We start from the raw sequence: 601 nt of genomic DNA, 5'->3' as shown, positions 1-601 counted from the left end.
GGCACAGTAAAATTCGAAATTCGCTGACGTGTTGTTATCGAAGATGTACGAGGAAAATGTAAATATTGGTATTTTCACCATCTGCTGGAATGGGCTAGGAGTAGCTGAGGATTGTGTGTTGTCGATGTAAACAGGAGCTTGATAAATTATCCCTGACGATGCTCCAAATGCCTGTGGAAGAGAGGAAATAACAACGAAGCTCGACCCAACTATTAAAAATATTATAAACAAACTTACAATTTTTTTCATTTTCTAAACCTCCTCCACATACCCCCCATCATTTACTTTTTCTCTAATTTCTCATTCTGTTTGGCAACCTTATCTGATACCAACTTTAAAACACTTCTTTGAAAGGGTGTCAATTTTTCGTTATTTTCTGGCAAATCATCATTGCTGTTTCCTGCCCTATTACCGTTATCTGCTTCTTTTCTTTTAATACCGTCAAAGACTCTCCGTTCAAACTCCGTCCATTTTTCTTTTGGCTTACTTTTTATATCTTCCAGCACCTTTTTTTGCATTTTTGTCAGTTTCGGTGGTTGACGTTCATCAATCGCAGGGACAGTTTTCTGCTCCTCTGGTTCGGCTTTTTTGGGGAAATCTA

General features: G+C 38.1%; 2 protein-coding genes. Both read right to left on the bottom strand.

Annotated elements, in window-relative coordinates:
* Nucleotides 1-249 (bottom strand): hypothetical protein (locus ACP5SP_RS08115; protein WP_428076580.1); only part of this gene is annotated, 249 nt, incomplete at its 3' end.
* Nucleotides 250-281: 32 nt separating this feature from the next.
* On the bottom strand, nt 282-601 hold a 320-nt coding region (locus ACP5SP_RS08110), incomplete at its 5' end, for a hypothetical protein (protein ID WP_428076578.1).

Origin of the sequence: Caldisericum sp. (assembly GCF_049967455.1) — a bacterium.
Lineage (GTDB): Bacteria > Caldisericota > Caldisericia > Caldisericales > Caldisericaceae > Caldisericum > Caldisericum exile_A.
The sequence above is the reverse complement of the archived record's forward strand: the minus strand, read 5'-3'. Positions and strand labels throughout refer to the sequence as shown.